Below are 20,953 nucleotides of genomic sequence, written 5' to 3'. Positions count from 1 at the left end.
CAGGCTGTCCTTCGTCACGCGGTGCCGCCGGGGCGGCGGGGTGGGTTGCGGCGGGTACGACTGCGTCGGGCGGCGGCGCGCAGCGCGGCGCGGGCCAGCTCCGGCCGGTCGGCGGCGCCGTCGAGGCTGGCGGCGAGCGCCCGGATGGTGGGGTGGCGGAAGAGGTCGAGCATCTTGATCGAGCGGCCGGTGGCGGCGGTGAGCCGGGCGTGCACGGCGGCCAGCGCCAGCGAGTGCCCGCCGATGTCGAAGAAGTTGTCGGTGACCCCGACCTGGTCGCGTTCGAGGACCTCGCGCCAGATCCCGGCGATCAGCTCCTCGGTGTCGGTCAGCCCGTCCGGGCCGGCCGGCAGCACGCCGCGCGGTGCCTCGCCGGCGGCGACGGTCATCGCGCCGAGCTGGGGCGTGGCCACCGTCGGGCGGGGCAGCTCGGTGGCCACCCGGTCGGTCGGTGTGTCCGGCGCGGCGACCAGCGCGCCGACGAGTGCGGCGAGGTCCGCCAGCAGGTCGTCGATCCGGCCGGCGTCGAAGAGGTCGGGGTTGTAGACCACCTCGACGCCGCACCGGCCGGCCCGCTCCACCACGTAGACGGTGATGTCGAACGGCGAGCCGGGCTTGGGCACCGCGACCGGCTCGGTGTCCAGGCCGGTCAACGCCAGCCGGGGCGGGGCGAAGTTGAGCACGTTGAACAGCACCTGCACCAGCGGCGCGCGGGAGGTGTCCCGGCCCACGGCGAGCGCCTCGACGATCCGCTCCAGCGGGGCGCCGGGGTGGGCGGTCGCCTCGTGCAGCTCGCCGGCGCACCGGTCGACCAGCTCGGCGAAGCTGGCCGCGCCGCCGCGCACCCGCACGGGCACGGTGTCGATGAAGAAGCCCACCACGTCGTCGAACGCGGCCAGCCGGCGGTCGGCGACGATGGCGCCGACCACGTGGTCGTCGCGGCCGGTGAGCCGGCGCAGCAGCTCGCCGAAGCCGGCCAGCAGCACCGCCGCCACGGTGGTGCCGCGCCGCTCGGCCAGCTCCCGCACCCCGCGGTCACACGCCTCGGGCAGCCACACCGCCGCCTCGGCGCCGGTGTAGGTGGCCACCGCCGGCCGGGGCCGGTCGCGGGGCAGGTCCAGCACGGTGGGCACGTCGCGCAGGTGCGCCACCCACCAGTCCAGGTCGGCGGCGCCGCGACGCCGGTCCCGCTCCGCCCGCCACACGGCGTAGTCGGCGTACGTGGCGGGCAGCGCGGGCAGCGTCGGGCTGCCGCCCGCCAGCGCCCGGTCGTACGCCGCCGCGAGGTCGTCGTAGAGCGGCTTCTCCGACCAGCCGTCGAAGACCGCGTGGTGCAGGGTGATCGCCAGGACGTGCTCGTCCGGCCCGAGCCGGTAGACGGTCACCTGCCAGGGTGGCCCGGTGGCCAGGTCGAAGGAGTGCGCCGCCCCGGCGGCGAGCATCCCGGCCAGCTCCGCCTCGGCGTCGGCGCTGCCGGTCAGGTCGACCACCGGGACGGCCACGTCGGTCGGTTCCTCGCGGACCGCGTACGGCACGCCGGCAGTTTGCGGGATGCGCCAGCGCAGCACGTCGTGCCGTTCGGCGACCGCCCGCAGCGCCGACCCGAGGGCAGCGGTGTCCAGCGGGCCGCGCAGCCGGTGCGCCACCGCGATGTTGTAGGGAGCGCTGGAGGGAGCGATCTGGTCGACGAACCAGAGCCGGCGCTGCGGCGCCGAGAGGGTGGGCGGGTTGCCGGTGGTCAGCCCGTCGCCGTCGGCCGGGGCGGCGGCGGTGACCCGCTCCACCAGGCCGGCCAGGGTACGGCCGGTGAAGACGTCCCGGGTGTCGACGTGCCGGCCCAGCTCGGCCCTGAGCGCGGCGACCAGGCGCATCGCGGCGATGGAGTTGCCGCCGGCGGCGAGGAAGTCGGTCTCCGGGGTGGGCGTCCCGCCGAGCAGCCGGCCCCAGATCCGGGCCACGGCCGCCGCGAGCGGCTCGTCCGCGTCCACGGGGCCGGCGGGGACCGCGACGTCGGCGGCGGCGGCCAGCGCGCGCAGCGCCGGCCGGTCCAACTTGCCGGTGGTCGGGCTGACCGGCAGGGCGTCGCGGCGCAGCACCCGGGTCGGCAGCATCGCGGCGGTCAGCCGGGGCAGCGCGTACGCCCGGAGCCGCTCGTCGTCGGGGGCGTCGGCCGGGGTGAGGAAGGCGACCAGCTCGGTGCCGGCCGGGCCGGGGACGGCCTCCACGGCGACCTGCCGTACGCCGGGCAGGTCGGCCAGCACGGCCTCCACCTCGCCCAGCTCGATGCGCTGGCCCCGGATCTTGACCTGCCGGTCGATGCGGCCGAGGTAGACCAGCCGGCCGTCGGGCTCCTGCCGAGCCAGGTCGCCGGTGCGGTAGAGCCGCTGCCCCGGGTGCTCGCCGAACGGGTCGGGGACGAACCGCTCGGCGGTCAGGCCGGGCCGGCCGAGATAGCCGTCGGCCAGCCCGGGACCGCCGACCAGCAGCTCGCCGGCCTCCCCTGGCGGCACCGGGCGCAGCCCGGCGTCGACCACGTACACGCGGTGGTTGGGGACCGGGCGGCCGATCGGCACCGGGTCGGTCTCGGCACCGGTCAGCTCGCCGCTGACCGCCATCACCGTGGCCTCGGTCGGGCCGTACGCGTTGACGAAGAGCCGGCCGGGGGCCCAGCGGGCGGCCAGCTCGGCCGGCACCGCCTCGGCGCCGCAGAGCACCACCCGCCAGGCGGGCAGCTCCGCCGGGTCCAGCATGGACAGCACGGTCGGGGTGAGGAGCCCCCAGTTCACCTCGTGCGCGGCGATGAACCGGGCCAGCCGCACCGGGTCGGCCCGGTCGTCGGCGCCGACGAGCTGGACGGCGCCGCCGAGCAGCAGCGGTACGAAGAGGTCGATGATCGCCGCGTCGAAGCTGAGCGAGGCGTAGCCGAGGCTGCGGACACCCGCGTCGGCGCCGGTCACGGCGGCGCAGCCGGTGACGAACTCGACCACGCTCCGGTGGGTGACGACCACCCCCTTGGGCCGGCCGGTGGAGCCCGAGGTGAACAGCACGTACGCGGGGTCGCCGGGGCGGGCCGGGCAGGCGGCCAGCGGCGCCGGCCCGGGCAGCCCGAGCGCCTCGACGCCCGGCACGTCGCCGAACTCGGCCACGGCGGCGTCACCGACCACCACGGTCACCCCCGCGTCGGCGACGATCTCCCGCAGCCGCCGGCGGGGGCCGCCCGGCTCCAGCGGCACGTAGCAGCCGCCGGCGAACAGCACCCCGAGCACGGTGGCCACGAGGTCGGGGTTGCGGGCTCCGCAGACGCCGACCCGCGTCTGCGGGCCGACACCGCGCCCGCGCAGCGCGGCGGCCACCCCGGCCGCCCGGCCGACCAGCTCGGCGTAGGTGAGTCGGGTGTCCCACTGACGCACCGCGACCGCGTCCGGGGTCCGAGCGGCCTGGGCGGCGATCAGCTCGGCCAGCGTCGCGTCCGGCCACGGCAGGGTCTCCCCGTGGACGGCGCTGGTGGACAGGATGTCGGTCACCCGTTCTCTCCCCGGTAGCTCACTGGATCGGTGATCTGCAACCGCAGCTCGCTGACGTAGCCGCGTCCCCGCGCGTCGGTCACCCAGGCGTCCGCCGGGTCCGGCAGCAGCTCGCCGACCGTCACGGTGACGTCGGGGCCGCTCTTCGCGGCGGCGTCGACCATGGCGCAGAGGGACTGGGCGTGCAGCGGGGCGGTGAGGTCGACGTAGCAGGGCTTGATCTCGGTGCCCACCTTGACGAACACCCGCTCGGGCAGCCCCAGACCCGCCCTCCACCGGCGTACGGCGAGGAACCGCTCGGCCTCGCCGGTGACGCCGGCCAGGCCGGTCTCCGCCACCGTCGTCCGCCAGGTCCGCCGCGCCACGACCAGCCGGTCGATGGTGATCCGGGGCGTGTGCGGGGCCGGCGCGAGGAGCTTGAAGGTGTCCAGCAGCAACGCGCCGAGCAGGTTGGCGAAGATCTCCATCAGCGGCCAGCGGGTGCCGTCCGGCAGCACCGCGAGCCACTCGTCGCCGTCGTTCTCCACCCGTGCCTCGGTGGCGCGGACCAGCCGGTCGACGTCGGCGCCCCGGGCCGTGTCGATGCCGAACTGCCGGTCCCGGGGACCGTTGAGCGCGTACGTGATGCGGGTCGTCATCCGCGGGAAGCTCTCCGGGTAGAGCACCCGCGCCCGGGCCGGCCCGAGTTCGGCGTCCAACGCGGCCCGCAGCGACGGCTGGTCGGGGTGGAACGGGGTCAGCACCGCGCTGTCGAACGGGACGTAGGCCGGGTGCAGCTCGCCGAGGACGAGCAGGAAGTCGCCCTGGTTGAGGGCGTCCAGCCCGGCGGCGGCGATCTGCACGTCCGGACTGTGGATCCGGGCGGACGGCCAGCCGGGACGGTCGGCGGCGAACAGGGCACGGGCCCGCTCGGCCAGGTCGGCGCTGCGCAGCCGCAGCTCGGTCTGCCCAGGGGCCACCGTGTCCAGGCCGATGAGCTCCGCCCAGCGGGCGGTCAGCCCGGCGCCGGCCTGGGCGATCGGGCCGTCCGGGGCGAGCAGCAGCCCCTGGGCCAGGGCCCAGATGTCGGCCAGCCGCACCGGCCCGTCGCCGCGCAGCTCGGCGTGCAGCTCCGCGAAGAGCCGTTCGCAGGCGGCACCGACCTCGGCGGTCAGCCAGCGTGCGGCCGCCAGCACGATCGCCAGCGGCTCGGCCAGCGCGTCCAGCACCCGGGAGCCGACCGTGAAGTCCAGGTCGCGGGCGGTCTCCTCGTAGAGCACCGTGCGACCGGCGTACATCTGCCCGGCCTGGCGGGTGGCGGGCCGGCCGGTGACGGCGGTGAACTCGGCGTTCAGCGCGGCCAGCGCGGCGCCGAGCCGGTCCGGGTCCCCGGCCGCCGCGGCCACCGCGTCGCGCGCCCCGCGCAACCGGTCGAACGCGGCCGCCACCTCGGCGCGGACGGACGCGTCGCCGATGGCCTCGATCCGCTGTCCCAGCACGCGCTCGGCGTCCGGGCTGACCGGCAGGCCGGCGTCCCAGGTCAGCAGGCTCCGGTCGACCAGCCGGTCGAGCAGCAGGTAGCCGTCGTCGGCGCTGCGCAGCCCGGCCTCCCCGCCGGCGACAAGCCGCTCCACGAGGGTGACCGCCGGGGTGCGCCCGTCGCAGACGGCGAGCAGCCGGGCCTCCGTGCCGGTCAGCTCGGTCGGCGGGAGCAGCGGGCGGGTGACCTGCCGGTCGGAGAGGCTCAGGTGCGGCGGCAGCGTCGGCGCCCACCAGCGCCGCACGGCCAGGTCGTCGGCGAGCCGGTCGGCGTACGCGATCAGCGCCCACGCCTCGAAGTGGACCTCGCGCCGGGACACCAACGCGGGCCCGGGCCGCAGCCGGGTGGCCGGCTCGTCGGGATCGATCCGGCCCCAGCAGACCGGGCCGAAGAACCCGATCGTCTCGGCCTTGCCGCAGTAGCGCTGCCAGTAGCGCAGCAGGCTCAGCTCACGCTTGCGGCGGCGTACGTTGCGCACCGTCGGGTCGGTGCGCAGCAGGCCGTCCAGCGCGATGAGCATCTCCGGGTTCTGCCAGGTGACCGCCTCGCGCAGCAGCGGGTCGGCGGCGATCTGGTTGGCCACCTCGGAGCCGTCCGCCAGCGCCGTCGCGAACGCCTTCTCGAACGTGTCCGCCTCGCCCTCGCCGGAGAGCAGGGCGTCGGCGGCGGCCGCCGCCTCGGGCGCGGCGAAGGCGGCCAGCCCGGCCGCCGGGAAGCCGGCGGTACGCAGGACGACGTCGCGGAACACCGACCAGCCGGTGTCGCCGAGGGGGATCCGGTGGCTCATGACCGCACTCCGCTTCGCTCCGTGCCGCCATGAGGCACCAACGCGCTGCACCGATGATTCACTCGCTGACGCTCGCTCATCGGGCGTCCTCCCGCTCGTCGGCGTCCACGATGTGCAGCCGCAGCTCGCTGAAGTAGCGCCGGCCGGCCGCGTCGGGCACCCAGGCGTCCCCGACCGTGGGCAGCATCTCGCTGACCATCAGCGAGGCGTCGTCGCCGCCGTCGGTGCGGGCGGCCCGCACCATCGCGCAGAACATGGCGCTGAACGCCGGGCTGCTGAGGTCCACGAAGCAGGGCTTGGTCTCGGTGCCGAGCTTCACGTAGACCTGCTCCGGCAGCCCGAGGCGGCGGCGCCAGTCCCGGACCGCGAGGAACCGTTCCCGTTCGCCGGTGACGGCGGCGAGCCCGCTCGCGCCGACCGTGGTGCGCCAGGTCTGCCGCGCCACCACCAGCTCGCCGACCGTGATCCGGGGCGTGTACGGTGCCGGGCTGACCAGCTTGAACCCGTCGACGGCGTGCGCGCTGAGCAGCGGGGAGAAGATCTCGGGCAGCGTCCAGCGCTGCCCGTCCGGGGCGGTGGCGACCAGCCGGCCGCCCTCCTCCGCGACGGTCAGGTCGACCGTGGGCAGCACCCGGTCGGGGTCGGCGCCGGGCGCGGGCGCGAAGGCCAACTGCCGGTCGGTCGGCCCGGTGAGCGCCTCGGCGACCCGGCTGGTGCGCCGGGGCCAGTCGGTCGGGACGAGCAGCCGGATCCGCCGCTCGCCGAGGTCCTCGGTCAGCGCGTCGCGCAGCCGCTCCACGTCCGGGTGCGACGGCGTGAAGACCTGGCAGTCGAAGGACGCCCAGGCGGCGTGCAGCTCGCCGAGGACCACGGTGTAGTCGCCGCGTGCCAGCGCCTCCGCGTCGGCGGCGCAGATCTGCAGGTCGGGGCTGTGCAGCCGGGCGTTGGGCCAGGCCGGCCGCGCGGCGGGGAAGGCCTCGGCGACCCGGGTGGCCAGGTCGGCCACCGGCAGCCGGACCTCGGTCGTCCCGGGCGGCAGCGCGGCCAGGCCGAACAGTCCGGCCCAGCGGTCGGCGAACTCGGCGGCGACCGCGTCGACCGGCCGGGCGCCGTCGCCCCAGAACAGGCCCTGCGCCAGGAACCACAGGTCGGCCAGGGACACCGGGCCGTCGCCCGCCTCGGCGCGCAGCTCGTCGTACAGCTCGCGGAACGCCGCGTCGTACGCCCGCTCCAGCGCGTCGACCATCCAGCGGGCCGCCTGGAGCAGCACCGCGAGCGGGGCGGCGATCCGGTCGAGCAGCGGCTTGCCGAAGACCACGTCGAGGTCCCGGCTGGTGTCCTCGTAGCAGAGGGTGCGGCCGGCGTACATCTGGCCGGCGCGGCGGCGCGGGGGCTCCCCGGTCAGCTCGGTGAACGTCGCGTCGAGCGCGTCCAGGGCGGTACGCAGCCGCTCCGGGTCGCCGGCCGCGGCGGCCACCGCGTCCCGGGCGCCGCACAGCCGGTCGAAGCCGGCGCGGGCGCCCAGCCGGGCGGGCTCGTCGCCGATCTCCTCGATCCGCCGCCGCAGCACGTCCTCGGCGTCGGGGCTCACCGGCAGCGCCGCGTCCCAGGTGATCAGCTCGCGCTCGACGAGCCGGTCCAGCAGCGCGTAGCCGTCCTCCGGCCGGCGCAACCCGATCGCCGGGTCGGCGACCAGCTCGCGGGCCGGGCGCCGGCCGTCGGCGGCGGCCAGCAGCGCCGCCTCCACCGGTGTGAGCGCCACCGGCGGCCGGCCCGGCCGGCGGACCGTGCGGTCGGCGAGGCTGAGCTGCGGGCAGAGCATCGGCGCCCACCAGCTGCGCACCGCCACGTCCCGGCCGATCCGGTCGGCGTACGCGCTGAGCGCCCAGGACTCGAACCACACCCAGCGTCGCCGGGTCAGGCCCGGGCCGGGGCGCACGTCGGCGGTCTCCGGGCGCGCCGGGTCGAGAGTGACCCAGCAGCTCGGGCCGAAGAAGCCGACCGTCTCGTTCTTGCCGCAGTACCGCTGCCAGTACTTCAGCAGGGCGCGCTCCCGGTCCCGCCGCCGCACGTTGCGGGCCGGGTCGGGGCCGCCGCGCGCCAGGCCGTCCAGCGCGACCAGGGCACCCCGGTTCTGCCAGCCGACCGCCTCGCGCAGCAGCGGATCGGCGGCCAGCGCGGTGAGCCGGCGCCCGGTCGCCGCCACCGCCTCGGCGAACTCCTTGTCGAACCGCTCCGCGCCGTCGCCGGTGGCCAGCAGCTCGTCGGCGGCCGCCGCGGCCTGCGGAGCGGACAGCATGGTCAGGCCGTCGGCGGGGAAGCCGGTGGTACGCAGGATGGCGTCCCGCCACACCGACCACCCGGTGTCGCCGAGCGGCACCCGGTGCCCGCCCGCCCTGGCGGCCGGGGCCGCACCGGCGCCCCGAGCAGCACGATCGTCGACGGGGACCCGCTCCGTCGCCGCCGCCAGGACGCCGTCGAGGTCGGCGCGGATCGCGGCGAGCAGGTCGGGGAGCCGGTCGTTGAGGAAGAAGTGCCCACCCTCGATCTCGTACAGGGTGAAGCCGGCGGCGGTGTGCTCCCGCCACGCGTCGCTGTGCTCCCGGCGGACGGCGCGGTCGTCCCGGCCGCTGAACGCCACGATCGGCACCGGCAGCGGCTCGCCCGGGGTATAGCGGTAGCTGTCGACCCGGCCGAAGTCGGCGCGCAGCAGCGGCAGCAGCAACTCGACCAGCTCGGGGTGCGCCAGCAGCTCGGCCGGCAGGCCGCCGCCGGCGCCGAGGCGGCGCAGCAGCTCGTCGTCGTCCACGTCGGACAGCCCGTCGAAGAGACTGGCCGCGGTCACGTGCGGGGCGCGGGCACCGCCGACGTAGAGCCGCAGCGGCAGCGGACGACCGGCGCGGCGCAGCTCGCGGACCACCTCGAAGCCGACCCGGCCGCCCATGGAGTGGCCGTAGATCGCGTACGGGCCGCGGACCCGGTCGGCGATGGCGGACGCGACGTCGGCCACCCGGAACTCCGGGTCCTCGCTGATCCGGTTCTCCCGGCCCGGCAGCTGCACCGGCAGCACCTCGACGTCCGGGCCGAGCCCGTCCTGCCAGCGCCGGAAGACGCTCGCGCCGCCGCCGGCGTAGGGCAGGCAGAACAGTTGCACCGGTGCCGGGTCACGGCGGCCGGCGGAGACGAACCAGTTCACCGCGCACCTTTCTGAGGGGGGTCGATCCAGTACCGCTGGCGTTGGAACGGATAGGTCGGCAGCCCGGTCCGCCGGACCGAGCCCTCGGGGTGCAGCGCCGCCCAGTCCACGTCCCGCCCGGCGACCCAGGCCGCCGCCAGCTCGCGCAGCTCGCCGGGCTCGCCGGCCAGCCGGGCGTCGGTGGCGAGCAGCTCGTCCAGCGCGGCGACGGCGCCGGCGGGGTCGCCCGCCACCACGGCCGCCCGGCAGCCGAAGGCGCGCCGACCCAGGGCGAGGGTGGCGGCCACGTCGGCGAGCGCCGGGGCGGCCCCGGCGAGGTGCTGCCGCAGCCGGGTCAGCGCCGCCCGCAGCGCCGTCGGGGTCCGCGCCGACACCGGCAGCAGGTACGCGGGCGCGTCCGCGCCGTCGACCGGCTCGGCCGGGGGCGGCTGCTCGACCACCACGTGCGCGTTCGTGCCGCCCAGCCCGAACGAGCTGACCCCGGCGACGCGACGGGTCGCCTCGGGCCAGTCCCGCGCCTTGGTCGGCACGTAGAACGGACCGCCGGCCAGGTCGATCTCCGGGTGTGGACGGGTGAAGTGCAGGTTCGGCGGGATGACGCCGTGCTGCACGGCGAGCACGGCCTTGATCAGCCCGGCGATGCCGGCGCCCGCGTCGAGGTGGCCGATGTTGGTCTTCACCGAGCCGAGCGCACACGTCTCGGCGGGCCCGGCGCCGGCGTACACCTCGTGCAGCGCGGCGACCTCGATGGCGTCGCCGAGCGGCGTGCCGCTGCCGTGGGCCTCGACGAAGCGGACCTCACCGGGGGCGACCTCCGCCGCGGCGAGCGCGCCGGCGACGGCGGCGGCCTGCCCGGCGGGCCCGGGGACGGCGAACCCGGCGCGGTCGGCGCCGTCGTTGGTGACGGCCCAGCCGGGCAGGATCGCGTAGATCCGGTCGCCGTCGGCCTGGGCGTCGGCGAGCCGGCGCAGCGCGACCACACCGGCGCCGGAGCCGAAGCCGGCGCCGGCGGCGGCCTCGTCGAAGGCGCGGCAGCGGCCGTCCGGGGAGGCCAGACCGCCGGGGGTGTGCCGGTAGCGGGGCCAGGTGACGTTCACCCCGCCGGCCAGGGCGATGTCGCACTGGTAGTCGGCGAGGCTCTGCGCGGCGAGGCAGACCGCGACCAGCGAGCTGGAGCAGGCGCTCTGCACGGCGACCGCCGGCCCGGTCAGGCCCAGCCGGTAGGCCACCTGCCCGGGCAGGTGGTCGGTGAACTGCCGGCCGACGAGCCGGGCCTCCCAGTCGTCGGGGTCGACGTCGCCGATCACGGCCGGGTTGTCCATGAGGTGGAACAGGAAGTACCGGTTGGCGGAGGTGGCGGCGTAGACGCCGACCAGCCCGGGGAACCGGGCCGGGTCGTGCCCGGCGTCCTCCAGGGCCTCCCAGGCCGTCTCGAGGAAGAGCCGGTGCTGCGGGTCGGTGCGGGCCGCCTCGTCGGCGCCGAAGGAGAAGAACTCGGCGTCGAAGTCGGCCACCCCGTCCAGCCGGCCGGCCGCCTTGACGTGCCGGGGGTCGGCGCGCAGGCCGGGGCCGATGCCGAGGGCGGCCAGTTCCTCGTCGCTGTGGTCGTGGATGGAGTCCACGCCGGCGCAGAGGTTCCACCAGAAGGTGCCGACGTCGGGCGCGCCCGGGAACCGGCCGGCGAGGCCGACCACGGCGATCTCGTCGCCCGTGTACTCCCGGGCGGCGGTCGCCGGGGCGACCGGGGCGGGCACGGCCGGCGCGCGGACCGGCTCCGGCGGGGTGTCGACCAGCCGGGCCTGGGCGGCCACGGTCGGGTGCTCGAAGAGCCGCAGCATCGGCAGTCGCACCCCGAACCGCTCGGCGAGCCGCTGCTGCACCCGACCGAGCAGCAGCGACTGGCCGCCGACGTCGAAGAAGCTGTCGGAGCGGCCGACGGCCGGGCGACCGAGCACCTCGCACCAGATGTCGTGCACGATCCGCTCGGTGGGGGTGGCCGGCGCCTCCCCGGCGGGCACCTCCCGCGCCGGGTCGGGCAGCGCCCGCTCGTCGATCTTGCCGGTGACGGTGAGCGGGAACTCGTCGACCACCACCACCGCGCGCGGCAGCGCGTACTCCGGCAGCCGTCGGGCGAGGGCGTCGCGCAGGGCCACCGGGTCCAGCCCGGCACCGCCCGGCCGGGCGTACGCGAGCAGCTCGCCGTCGCGCGCGATGGCGCGGACCGCGGCGACGCCCGGCTGGTCGGCGAGCACGGCCTCGATCTCGGTCAGCTCGACGCGGAACCCGCGCACCTTCACCTGCCGGTCGAGCCGGCCGAGGCAGACGAGGTCGCCGCCGGACAGCCGCGCGCCGAGGTCCCCCGTCCGGTACGTCGGCACGCCGTCGGGGTCGACGGCGAACCGGTCGCTGTCCTGGCCGAGGTAGCCGGGGGCGAGGTGCCGGCTACGCACCACGATCTCGTCGCCCTCGCCGAGGCGCAGCTCGTACCCGGGCAGCGCCGTGCCGATCGGCAGCGGCCCGGTGGCGGCGGGGTCGGCGTCGGCGAGCGGCAGCGCGTACCGGGCGGCAAAGGTCATCTCCGTGGCGCCGTAGCCGTTGACCAGCACGCAGTCGGGGCCGAAGCGGTCCCGCCCGCGGGCCGCGTCGGCGTGGGTGGCCTGCTCGCCGCCGAGCAGCACGACCCGTACCCGGTCGAGGCGGGGGCCGGGGGTGTCGAGCAGGAAGCGGTAGACGGTAGGGGTGGAGTGGTAGACGGTGACTCCGTGCCGGGCAAGCTGCTCGACGGCGTGGGCGAGGCCGTGCCGGCGCAGCTCCACCGGGACGACGGCGGCCCCGGCGAGCAGCGCCGGGTAGAGGTCGGGGATCGCCGCGTCGAAGCTGAACGAGGCGAGCAGGCTGAGCCGGTCCTCCGGGCCGATGTGGAGGGCCGCGATCTGGTTGTCCACCACGTGCAGCAGGTTGCGGTGGGTCTGGCCGACCGCCTTCGGCACGCCGGTGGATCCGGAGGTGAACAGCACGTACGCCAGCACGTCCGGGTCGACGGGCACGGGCCGCAGCGGCGCGGCCGGGAGGTCGTCGACCGTCAGCACCCGGACGGCCGGCCGGTCGGCGGTGAGCCGGCGGGCCAGCCCGGCGTGCTCGACTCCACACAGGACGGTGCCGACCTCCGCGGCGGCGAGCATGTACCGCAGCCGCTGCTCCGGAAAGCCCGGATCCAGCGGCACGTACGCGCACCCGGCGGCGAGCGTGCCGAGGATGGCGGCGATGGTCGCGGGCCCGTGCCCGGTGAGCAGGGCCACCCGGTCGCCCGGTCGGCACCCGGCTCCGGCGAGGGCGGCGGCGTGCCCGCCGGCGGCGCCGGCGAGCGCGGCATAGCTGAGCGGGGCGGCCTCGCCGAGGACGGCCGGCTGATCGGGCTGGCGGGCGGCGACAGCACCGAAACGATTGACTACGGTCGGTTCTGCCATGTCAGCGCGCGGTGGCGGACCCGCTCATGGACAGCGCGCAGCGTTCGACAAACGCAACCATCGATCCCCCCCAGGACTTCACAATGGAAGCAGCATAAGGCTCGATGCATGGCGGGAAAGATCATCGTTTAGAGTCCATCCGAACAGTCGACGGACCCCTCACGCAACGGATGGGTAAAACCGTCCGATCATCCCTCTAGCGCATAGAGGAGCTTCCGTCTACTTGCGAGCCGGCCGACGATTCTCCGGCCAAACGGCTCGTGGACCTTCAGTCTTCCTGCGACCGGGGTCGATGTCCACAGACGACTTTGTGAACGACGGATGACCGGCTGGGTCGTCAGCTGTCATATGGCGGGCGGGGGATCGGCTGGCTCGTGCCGTCGAAGTCCCCGGGCAGCCGGGCGACCATGTCGCGGAACTCGTCGACGGTGACCGCCTCCCGCAGGGTGGCGAAGACGGCGCCGGTGCCGACGCGGGCGGTGGCCTCGTCCACTCCGGCCCGCTCCCCCACGCGGCGCAGGAACTCCGCCGGCCCGAGGGGGGCCGGCCGGCCGTCGGCGGGGTCGGGCCCGGTCAGGTAGCCGTCCAGCTCGTCGGGGAGGTGCCCGGCCAGGTCGCCCGACCGGTCGCCGGTCATCCGCTCCACCATCGTCTGCAGCACGGCGCGGGCGATCGTGGCAGACTGCGCGGTCGACAGCCCCGCCCGGCGGGACACCGCGTCGACGAATAGGGGAAACCGCACGGCGCCCTCCTGTCGTCACCGGCCCCGCGCATACCCGCGCCCGCCGCCGGCAAACGACGCAACCGGGCCGCGTACGCGCCCGGCGGCGACGAGCGGGACGAGTTCACCCCGACCAGGTCGAGCGGGTCATACTGGCGGGCGCCGAGCGGCAGGCTCAGCCGGTCCGGTCGTCGGCGAGGACGTCGAGCAGCAGCGCGGCGGTCCAGCCGAAGGCGGGTGAGCCGAGCCCGGCGCCGGTGTCCGGGTGGAAGTACTCGTGGCAGCCGGAGCGGGCCACCAGCTCGATCATCGAGTCGCGCAGGCCGGCCGCCAGGTCGGGGCGGCCGTGGGTGAGCAGCCCCCGGCGCACCAGCCAGTTGATGTTCATCCAGCTCGGCCCGCGCCAGTAGCGCAGCGGCTCGAAGTCCGGCGCCGTGCGGTCGTGGCTGGGCAGCGGCCGGTCCATCCGGGCGGCCAGCCCGAACCGCGGCGAGCACGCCTCGGCGACCAGCGCCGTGGCCTGCCGGGCGGGCAGGTCGGGCAGGATCAGCGGGACGAGGCCGAGCACCGTCCGGGCCGGCACGAGGCGGTCGGCGCGCAGGTCCCGGGGCTGGAAGGTGCCGGTCGTGGGGTCGTACAGCCGGCGCACCAGGGCCTCGGTGATCCGGGCGGCGCGCTCCCGGTGCGGGCCGGGGTCGGCCCCGACCACCGGCGCGATCCGGGCGAGCGCGTGCTCGGCGGCGCCCATCGCCGCGTTGAGCAGCGGACACTCCACGAGGAACGGATGGTGGGCGGCCAGTTCCGCGTCGCGGTAGCGGTGCTGCCGGTAGGACGCCACGATCGCGACGTAGCGGGCGTAGTCGAGGTCGGTGGGGCGGTGCGCGGCGTCGGCGTGCGTGGTGTCGTGCCGGCGGTACGCGCGCATGACGGCGGCGTCGGCGGGAACCGCCACCATCGGCGCGTCCCAGGCGGGGCTGTTGTCCAGCCCGGACTCCCACGGGTGGACGATGCAGGCCAGCCCGCCGCCGCCGACGTCCCGGTGGGTGGCCAGGTAGCGCTGCTGCGCCACCAGCCCGGGATAGAGCCGACGCAGCGCGGCCCGCCCCTCCGCCGAGGGGCACCGGCGGTACGCCAGCCACGCGGCGGGCGCGTGCACCGGCGGCTGGACCAGCCCGGACGTGGCGGCGGCCGGGGCGCCCTCGGCGAGGGTCGAGTCCCAGAACTCCGGCCCCGGGAAGTACGAGCCGACCCGCAGCGCCGGGTTGAACACGATGTGCGGCACCCGCCCGTCGGCCCACTGGGCCCGGAACAGGCTCGCCAGCTCCCGCCAGGCGCGGTCGGGGCGGACGTGGGCCCAGCCGAGCGCGATGAACGCCGAGTCCCAGCTCCACTGGTGCGGGTAGAGGGTGCGCGAGGGCACGGTGTGGTCGTGCTCCCAGTTGCCGTCGAGGGTGGCGACGGCGAGCTGGCGCAGCGCCGCGCCGTCCCGGGCGCCGCCGTTTCGGGCCTCGGCCTCCCGGGGGCCGGCGTCACGGGGGCCGGCGTCGGCGGCCGTCCCGGTGTCCGGGCCGCCGTCCGCGGTGTCTGTGCTCATGCCGCCGCCTGCCGGGGCTGCGCGTGTCGGAGCACGGCGGCGGCCTGGTGCAGGGCGCGGACCGGGTCGCCCCGCAGCCGGCACTCCAGCGCCAGCCAGCCCCGGTAGTCGATCTCCAGCAGGGTGCGCACCAGGGCCGGCCAGTCGAGGTGGCCGGCGCCCGGCTGGTAGCGGTTGGAGTCGCTGACCTGCACGTGCCCGAGATAGGGCGCGGCGGCGCGCAGCGCCCGGTGCACGTCGTCCTCCTCGATGTTCATGTGGAAGGTGTCCGCCGCCACCCGCACCGAGGGCAGCCCGACGGCCGCGCAGAGGGCCACCGCGTCGTCGAGCCGGTTGACCATGTGGTCCTCGTACCGGTTCAGCGGTTCCAGGAAGAGGGTGACCCCCTCGGCGCGGGCGTGCTCGCCCAGCTCGCCGAGGGCGTCGAGGAGCACCTGCCGGTCGCCGGCGGGCGAACGGGGCGGCTCGAACGGCGGCAGCCGCCGGGAGAACATCCCCCACGCCGCCGGGGTCATCGCGCCGACGCCGCCGAGCTCGGCGATCACCGAGAGCTGCGAGCGCAGGTTGCGCACCGCGTCGCGGGACCGCCCGGGGTCGAAGTCGCCGATGAAGTGGTCCATCTCGACACAGACGGTGGGCATGACCACCCCGGCCGCCCGGGCGCGGCGCAGCTCGGGCAGCCGGCGGGCGAGGCCGAGGTCGCCCCGGCCGCGCAGCTCGATCGCGTCGTAGCCGAGCGCGGTGGCGAGCGCGTACTTCTGGATCAGGTCGGTGCCCGGCAGGAGCTGCTCCTGACAGGCCAGGGGAATCGTCATCGGAACCTCAGCACCACTTGGAGGGTGTCACCGTCACCGCGGTCGAGCAGCGCCAGCGCGTCGGCCACCGCGCTGGCGTCCACGACGTGGCTCACCAGCGGCAGCGGGTCGACGCTGCCCTCGGCCACCAGGTCCATGAAGGTGTGTGCGACGCGGGCTCCGGTCCACCGGCCGGCCATGCCGGGAGCCGGGGTCGGCCCGGAGACCTGGGCCGCCACCAGCTGGATCCGGTTGTGGTGGAACTCCTCACCCAGGCCGAGCCCGTCGGCCTGCCCCTGGTAGAAGCCGGCGGCCACGACGCGGCCGGCGTGGGTGGTGGAGCGGATCGCCTCGTGCAGCGCCGGGTAGGCCCCGGACAGCTCCAGGCAGACGTCCGCACCCCGGCCGCCGGTGGCCCGGCGCAGCACGGCCGCGGCCGACTCGGCGCCCGCGTCGACCGCGATGCGCGCGCCGAGGCGGGTGGCGTGCGCCAGCCGGGCGGGCACCCGGTCGACGGCGACCACCCGGGCGCCGGAGAGGGCGGCGAGGCGAGTGGCGAGCAGCCCGATGACGCCCTGCCCGAAGATGCCGACCCAGTCACCGAGGTGCAGGTCGCCGGCGAGCACGGCGGTGAGGGCGATCGCCCCGGGGCGGGCGAAGACGGCCGCGAGCGGATCCAGCCCGGCGGGCAGCGGGTGCACCGCCTCGGCGGCCACGACCGCCTCGGCGCGATGCCCCCAGATGCCCCAGACCGCCTCGCCCGTCCGCCGGTCGGCCACGTCGGGCGCGACCTCGACGACCTCGCCGACCTCCTCGTAGCCGAAGCCCACCAGCGGGTACGGCACGGAGGTCTGCCGGGGCACGAACATCCGGCTGACGTCGTCCCAGTCCTTGCTCAGCCGGGGGTTGCTGCCCCGGTAGAGGGTGAGCTCGGTGCCGGCCGAGATGCCGGAGTAGCAGGTGCGGACGCGGACCTGACCGGGCCCGAGCGGATCCGGGGGGCAGGGCTCGAGGCTGATCCGTCGGGGCCCGGCCAGAGAGACAACCCAGTTGACCATGAGTCACATCCCGGTAGCACTGGGTTCCATCGTAGGCAGAAAATCGGTATATGTCTTGTAATTGATCAATCGAAGGCGTTGAATCCCTTGTATACCCTTCGAGAGGAGTGCCACCGATGTCAGCACCTCCGATGCGGATACTCGCCGCCACCCTGATCATGGCAGTCACCGGGGCCAGCCTGCTCGCCTGCGGCGACGAGGAAACCGACAGCGACAGCAAGAAGATCACCGTGTGGAGCCTGGAGGACGTGGCCGACCGGGTCACCGCCACCAAGGCGATCATCGCGGACTTCACCGCCCGGACCGGGATCACGGTCGACCTGGTCACCGTGAACGAGGACCAGTTCCCCTCGCTGATCGCCTCCAGCGCCGCCGCCGGCGAGTTGCCCGACGTGGTCGGCTCGGTGTCGCTGGCCGGGGTACGCACCCTCGCCGGCAACGAACTGCTGCACCCCTCGGCGAACGCGGAGGTCGTCGAGGCGCTCGGCCGGCAGACGTTCTCGCCGCGCGCGCTCGAGCTGACCGCCGACGACGGCAGACAGCTCTCCGTGCCCAGCGACGGCTGGGGGCAGCTGCTCGTCTACCGCAAGGACCTGTTCGACGCCGCCGGGCTGCCCGCCCCCGACACGTACGAGAAGATCGCCGCCGCCGCCACGAAGCTGAACACCGGCGGCGTCGCCGGCATCACCGCCGCCACCGCCCCCGGCGACGTGTTCACCCAGCAGACCTTCGAGCACCTGGCGCTGGCCAACAACTGCCAGCTCACCGACGACGCCGGGGCCGTGAAACTGGACTCCCCCGAGTGCGTCGAGGCGTTCCGGTTCTACGGCGACCTCATGCGCACCAGCTCCGTGAAGGGCGCGCAGGACGTGGACACCACGCGGGCCACCTACTTCGCCGGCAAGGCAGCCATGCTGATCTGGTCGCCGTTCATCCTCGACGAGCTGGCCGGGCTGCGCAACGACGCCAAGCCGACCTGCCCACAGTGCCAGGCCGACCCGGCGTACCTGGCGAAGAACAGCGGCTTCGTCACCGCGATCAAGGGCCCCAACGGCGCCGCTCCGGCCCAGTACGGCGAGATCAGCTCGTGGGCCGTGCTCGACGGCGCCGCCGCCGACTCGGCGAAGTCCTTCGTGGAGCACATGCTCGGCGACGCCTACCCGCGCTGGTTCGGCATGTCCCCCGAGGGACGCTTCCCCGTCCGCAAGGGCACCGCGGCCGAGCCGGAGAAGTTCCTCACCGCCTGGAACGCCAGCCAGGCCGGGGTGGACGCCAAGAAGCCGCTCGCCGACGTGTACGGCGAGGAGGTGCTCGCCGGCCTGCGGCGCAGCCCGGACACCTTCCAGCGCTGGGGCCTCACCCAGGGCCAGGGCAAGCTGGTCGGCGCGATCCTCGGCGAGCTGCCCGTTCCCAAGGCGCTGAACGACGTGGTCGCCGGCAAGACCGACGCCGCCGCAGCCGCCGGCCGGGCGAAGAAGGACGTGGAGGCGATCAAGGCGGGCATCAATTGACCACCGCCGCGCCGGGCACCGGCCGCTCCCCCACCCGGGAGCGGCCGGCCCCGGCCCCCCGCCGCCGGCCGCTGACCCTGCGCCGCCGCGAGGCCCGCGCCGGGCTCGCGCTGGTCGCCCCGACCCTGCTCGTCGTGGTCGCGGTCATCGGCATCCCCATCGTCTGGACCGTCGTGCTGGCCTTCCAGCGGGTACGCCTCGCCACGCTGCGCCGCACCGGGCTCTTCGGCGAGTTCACGATGGACAACGTCGAGCGGGTCCTGAACACCCCGGGCTTCGCCGACACCCTCTGGACCACGCTGGTCTACAGCGTGGCCAGCACCGCCGGCTCGGTCGTGCTCGGCCTGGTGGCGGCGCTCGTCGTACGCCGGCCGTTCCGGGGCCGTACCCTCGTGCGCGCGTCGATGCTGCTGCCGTACGTGGCGCCGGTGGTCGCGGTCACCTTCGTCTGGCAGGTGATGCTCGATCCCCAGCTCGGCGTCGTCAACGACTGGGGCCGACGGTTCCTCGGCTGGGACACCCCGGTGCCGTTCCTGTCCCAGGAGTCGACGGCCCTGGCCACGGTCATCGCGTTCGAGGCGTGGCGCTACTTCCCGTTCGCGTTCCTGTTCCTGCTCGCCCGGCTCCAGGCCGTGCCCGGCGAGCTGGAGGAGGCCGCCCGGGTGGACGGGGCCACCCCCACCCAGCGGTTCCGGCACATCCTGCTGCCGCAACTGCTGCCGGTGATCGGCCTGCTGGGCGTGCTGCGGTTCATCATGACGTTCAACAAGTTCGACGACGTCTACCTGCTCACCGGCGGGGCGGCCGGCACCGAGGTGGTCAGCGTCCGGGTCTACGAGTTCCTGACCGCGCGGACGGACATCGGCGCGGCGGCGGCGCAGGCGGTCGTGCTCGCGGTGGTGCTGATCGTGTTCGTGCTGGTGTACCTGCGCTTCTTCGGTGGACGGAGGGTCGACTGATGGACCGGGACCGGATCGAGACGGTGGGCCTGCGCTGGCTGCGCCGGCTGGTGATCGCCACGTTCCTGCTGGTCACCGTCTTCCCCTTCTACTACATGCTGGTGCTCTCGGTGCGCCCCATCGAGCGGCTGCTGCTCGACCCCGGCTCGCTGGTGGTGGGCCTCGGCGAGCTGACCTTCGACACGTACGCCGAGGTGGTCAGGGCGGCCGACGACGGCGGCCAGGGCTTCCTCACCTTCATGCGCAACAGCGGCCTGGTCGCCGTGGCGGCGACCCTGCTGACGCTGGCCGTGGCGATCCCCGGCGCGTACGCCGTCGCCCGGCTGCGGTTCTTCGGCCGGCGGCAGGTCGACTTCCTCTTCCTGGCGGTCTACCTCTTCCCGTCGATCGTCATCGCGATCCCGCTCTTCGTGGTCTTCACCCGGGCCGGGCTGCGCGGCTCGCTGCTGGGCCTGGTGCTGGTCTACATCTCGCAGACGCTGCCGGTCTCGGTCTACATGCTGCGCAACTACTTCGAGACCATCCCCGTCAGCCTGGAGGAGTCCGCGGCGATCGACGGCGCGGGGCGGCTCGGCATCATCCGTCGGGTCAGCCTCCCCCTGGCGGCGCCGTCCATCATGGCGGTCGCTCTGTACGACTTCATGATCGCCTGGAACGAGTTCCTCTTCGCCCTGCTCTTCCTGGTCGACAAGCCGAACCGGTGGACGGTGTCGCTGGGGCTGGCGCAGCTGGCGGATGGGGTCGAGGTGCCGAAGACGGTGCTGATGGCCGGTTCGGTGATCCTCACCCTGCCCATCGTGATCCTCTTCTTCGCCAGCGAGCGCCTGCTCACGGAGGGGCTCACCAGCGGCGCCGAGAAGGGCTGAGGCGGGGCGGGGTTGCCGCGCGGCGTCCGCCGGCCAAGGATGTCCCGGGTGGAAGTCTCCCCCGACACCGACACCGACACCGACGTCCCGCCCGCGGCGGCCCCGCCCGGCGCCGGCCTGACCGGCGCGGAGCCGCCCGCCGCGGAACCGGTCGACGCGACGCCGTTCGGCGTCGACCTGGTTGACCGGAGCCCCGGCCGCCGCGCGGCCCGGCTGGTCACGGAGGTCCTCGCGCCCAGCGTGCTGGTCACCGTCATGCCGCTGGTGGTGGCGGCCCGCGCCACCGGCAGCCTCGGCGGCGTGCTGCGCTGGGGCAGCGCCGCCCTGGTCTTCTGCGCGGTGATCCCGATCGGCGTGGTGCTGTACGGCGTACGCCGGGGCTGGCTGACCGACCGGCACATCGGCGACCACACGCAGCGGCTGCGCCCCCTGGCCCTCGGGCTGGCCTCCGTCGCGGTCGGCATCGCGCTGCTGGCCGCCCTCGACGCGCCCCGGCTGCTGGTCGCGCTGATGGTCGCCACCCTCGTCAACGGGGCGGTCGTCACGGCGGTCAACCACTGGTGGAAGCTCAGCGTGCACGCCGCCACCGCCGCCGGTTCGGTGGCCGTCCTCGTCCTGCTCCTCGGTCCCGCGCTGCACGCGCTCTGGTCGCTGGTCGTCGCGGTGGCCTGGTCACGGGTGCGCCTGCGCGACCACACGGTGGCCCAGGTGGTCGCCGGGGCGGTCGCCGGCGCCCCGCTCACCGCCGCGACGTTCCTCGCGCTGACCTGACCCGCGCCGACCGGTGCCACGGGCCGGGCGTGGCGGCGCGCCGTGGAGCGTCGCCCGGCCGTCCGCTCGGCGGGGTGCTGGACCCGCCGGCCCCGGACGCCCGCGCGGTGCACCCGCCGCGCGGTGGGCCCGCCCTTCGGCACCCGTGGGCGTGATCCCCGTCGGCGCAGGTGTGCCCGCCGCCGG

12 protein-coding genes are annotated in these 20,953 nt (G+C 75.5%); 4 read left to right on the top strand and 8 right to left on the bottom strand.

Annotated features, from left to right (window positions below; all coding sequences use genetic code 11):
- Window positions 1-14: 14 nt before the first annotated feature.
- The 8 genes from ACZ6Q9_RS16810 to ACZ6Q9_RS16775 all read right to left on the bottom strand — a co-directional run bounded on the left by ACZ6Q9_RS16810 (window position 15) and on the right by ACZ6Q9_RS16775 (window position 16,660).
- On the bottom strand, window positions 15-3,524 hold the full coding sequence (locus ACZ6Q9_RS16810) for an amino acid adenylation domain-containing protein (protein WP_396829324.1): 3,510 nt from the start codon (window positions 3,522-3,524) through the stop codon (window positions 15-17).
- A complete protein-coding gene (locus ACZ6Q9_RS16805; protein ID WP_396829323.1) occupies window positions 3,521-5,830 on the bottom strand; it encodes a lantibiotic dehydratase in 2,310 nt (769 codons plus the stop codon). Before ACZ6Q9_RS16805 ends, ACZ6Q9_RS16810 begins: the two co-directional genes overlap by 4 nt.
- Window positions 5,831-5,906: 76 nt before the next feature.
- The gene (locus tag ACZ6Q9_RS16800) at window positions 5,907-9,026 is read right to left on the bottom strand and encodes a thioesterase domain-containing protein (protein WP_396829322.1); all 3,120 of its coding nucleotides are present in this window, start codon (window positions 9,024-9,026) and stop codon (window positions 5,907-5,909) included.
- Complete coding sequence (locus ACZ6Q9_RS16795; protein ID WP_396829321.1) at window positions 9,023-12,493, bottom strand: AMP-binding protein; 3,471 nt, start codon at window positions 12,491-12,493, stop codon at window positions 9,023-9,025. Before ACZ6Q9_RS16795 ends, ACZ6Q9_RS16800 begins: the two co-directional genes overlap by 4 nt.
- 337 nt (window positions 12,494-12,830) lie before the next feature.
- Complete coding sequence (locus tag ACZ6Q9_RS16790; RefSeq protein WP_393458751.1) at window positions 12,831-13,235, bottom strand: DUF2267 domain-containing protein; 405 nt, start codon at window positions 13,233-13,235, stop codon at window positions 12,831-12,833.
- Window positions 13,236-13,389: 154 nt separating this feature from the next.
- Window positions 13,390-14,808, bottom strand: a complete 1,419-nt coding sequence (locus tag ACZ6Q9_RS16785) for an MGH1-like glycoside hydrolase domain-containing protein (protein WP_396829320.1) — start codon at window positions 14,806-14,808, stop codon at window positions 13,390-13,392.
- The gene (locus ACZ6Q9_RS16780; RefSeq protein ID WP_393458757.1) at window positions 14,805-15,623 is read right to left on the bottom strand and encodes a sugar phosphate isomerase/epimerase family protein; all 819 of its coding nucleotides are present in this window, start codon (window positions 15,621-15,623) and stop codon (window positions 14,805-14,807) included. Before ACZ6Q9_RS16780 ends, ACZ6Q9_RS16785 begins: the two co-directional genes overlap by 4 nt.
- Window positions 15,620-16,660, bottom strand: coding sequence for a zinc-dependent alcohol dehydrogenase (locus ACZ6Q9_RS16775; RefSeq protein WP_393458760.1), 1,041 nt, complete (start codon window positions 16,658-16,660; stop codon window positions 15,620-15,622). The genes ACZ6Q9_RS16780 and ACZ6Q9_RS16775 overlap by 4 nt, the downstream gene beginning before the upstream one ends.
- Window positions 16,661-16,776: 116 nt before the next feature.
- Here ACZ6Q9_RS16775 and ACZ6Q9_RS16770 point away from each other — a divergent pair, with 116 nt between their 5' ends.
- The 4 genes from ACZ6Q9_RS16770 to ACZ6Q9_RS16755 are packed head-to-tail and all read left to right on the top strand — an operon-like array spanning window position 16,777 to window position 20,767.
- Window positions 16,777-18,171, top strand: a complete 1,395-nt coding sequence (locus ACZ6Q9_RS16770; RefSeq protein WP_396829319.1) for an ABC transporter substrate-binding protein — start codon at window positions 16,777-16,779, stop codon at window positions 18,169-18,171.
- Window positions 18,168-19,130 carry a carbohydrate ABC transporter permease gene (locus ACZ6Q9_RS16765; RefSeq protein WP_396829318.1) on the top strand — a complete coding sequence of 321 codons (963 nt, stop codon included), beginning with the start codon at window positions 18,168-18,170 and terminating at the stop codon, window positions 19,128-19,130. Before ACZ6Q9_RS16770 ends, ACZ6Q9_RS16765 begins: the two co-directional genes overlap by 4 nt.
- Window positions 19,130-19,996, top strand: a complete 867-nt coding sequence (locus tag ACZ6Q9_RS16760) for a carbohydrate ABC transporter permease (protein WP_357462124.1) — start codon at window positions 19,130-19,132, stop codon at window positions 19,994-19,996. The genes ACZ6Q9_RS16765 and ACZ6Q9_RS16760 overlap by 1 nt, the downstream gene beginning before the upstream one ends.
- Before the next feature lie 48 nt (window positions 19,997-20,044).
- Window positions 20,045-20,767, top strand: a complete 723-nt coding sequence (locus ACZ6Q9_RS16755) for a phosphatase PAP2 family protein (RefSeq protein ID WP_396829317.1) — start codon at window positions 20,045-20,047, stop codon at window positions 20,765-20,767.
- The last annotated feature ends 186 nt before the right edge of the window (window positions 20,768-20,953 follow it).

Source organism: Micromonospora sp. NPDC049139 (genome assembly GCF_055586845.1).
The sequence above is the reverse complement of the archived record's forward strand: the minus strand, read 5'-3'. Positions and strand labels throughout refer to the sequence as shown.

What these genes read in the sequence shown, in the direction of transcription:
- ACZ6Q9_RS16795 (WP_396829321.1), bottom strand. Translation starts at nt 12,493, where the DNA reads ATGGCAGAACCGACCGTAGTCAATCGTTTCGGTGCTGTCGCCGCCCGC.
- ACZ6Q9_RS16775 (WP_393458760.1), bottom strand. Translation starts at nt 16,660, where the DNA reads ATGGTCAACTGGGTTGTCTCTCTGGCCGGGCCCCGACGGATCAGCCTC.
- ACZ6Q9_RS16760 (WP_357462124.1), top strand. Translation starts at nt 19,130, where the DNA reads ATGGACCGGGACCGGATCGAGACGGTGGGCCTGCGCTGGCTGCGCCGG.
- ACZ6Q9_RS16785 (WP_396829320.1), bottom strand. Translation starts at nt 14,808, where the DNA reads ATGAGCACAGACACCGCGGACGGCGGCCCGGACACCGGGACGGCCGCC.
- ACZ6Q9_RS16770 (WP_396829319.1), top strand. Translation starts at nt 16,777, where the DNA reads ATGTCAGCACCTCCGATGCGGATACTCGCCGCCACCCTGATCATGGCA.
- ACZ6Q9_RS16805 (WP_396829323.1), bottom strand. Translation starts at nt 5,830, where the DNA reads ATGAGCCACCGGATCCCCCTCGGCGACACCGGCTGGTCGGTGTTCCGC.
- ACZ6Q9_RS16780 (WP_393458757.1), bottom strand. Translation starts at nt 15,623, where the DNA reads ATGACGATTCCCCTGGCCTGTCAGGAGCAGCTCCTGCCGGGCACCGAC.